General features: G+C 47.9%; 1 protein-coding gene and 1 pseudogene. Both read right to left on the reverse strand.

The window, feature by feature from the left end:
- Window positions 1-307, reverse strand: a 307-nt coding sequence (locus R7044_RS25200) for an iron chelate uptake ABC transporter family permease subunit (protein WP_225455995.1), incomplete at its 3' end; no start/stop codon positions are given.
- Window positions 304-746: pseudogene (locus R7044_RS25205) on the reverse strand (iron-siderophore ABC transporter substrate-binding protein); the annotation flags it as partial. The pseudogene R7044_RS25205 and the gene R7044_RS25200, both read right to left, overlap by 4 nt.

Consider the following 746-nt stretch of genomic DNA (forward strand, 5'->3'; position numbering starts at 1 on the left):
TAACGATGACCAACGCAAGCCAAGCACCGGAAGAGGTGCCTAAGGTCAGCGGTGAGGTGAGGTTGTTTTGCGTTAACTGTTGCATCAAGCTACCAGTCAGCCCGAGCATTGCACCAACCAATAACGTGATGCTCAATCGAGGTAACTGAGACTGCATAAAGAAAACATCACGAAATTCGCTGGCGCTTTCTGGTTGAGTGAACAACTGCCATTGTTCACTCAACGACAAGCTCGTATCAATTTGTAAGCTCAATAGGCTAAGCAACGCAATCAGCGCGACATAGCCAATGTACGGTTTCGTTCTCATTGTTTTGGTGCCAGTTCAATTAAGCTGTCGGTAATGGCTTCTGCCATGTATTGCAAAGACATCGCGCCGCCGTAGGCCCACACCGCTCTTACCGAATTTACGCGCTGTTTTTTCACGAATGGCATCGCTTGCCAAAGTGGTGAGCTGTTCAACTTGCTCTCTTGCGGGAAAGGCTGCACGTAAAGTACGTAGCTTTGTTCAAGGTTTTGTAAGCGGTTGATGCGATCTTGTTTGATGCCCCAAGCGCGCGCAGAGACTTGGATAGGGTTGGTTAACCCAAGCTGCTCAACCACATAGTCAGTGGTCGAATTTTCCGTCGATAGCAGAACAGAATTGGGTGTCGAGAAGCGCATCACCAACACGTCTAATGGGGCAGAATAATGCTGACGAATTTTGTCACGCAGTTGTTTGAATGAGTCATTGAGTTTTGCCAGTTTTT

This window comes from Vibrio sp. 1402, from assembly GCF_033340275.1.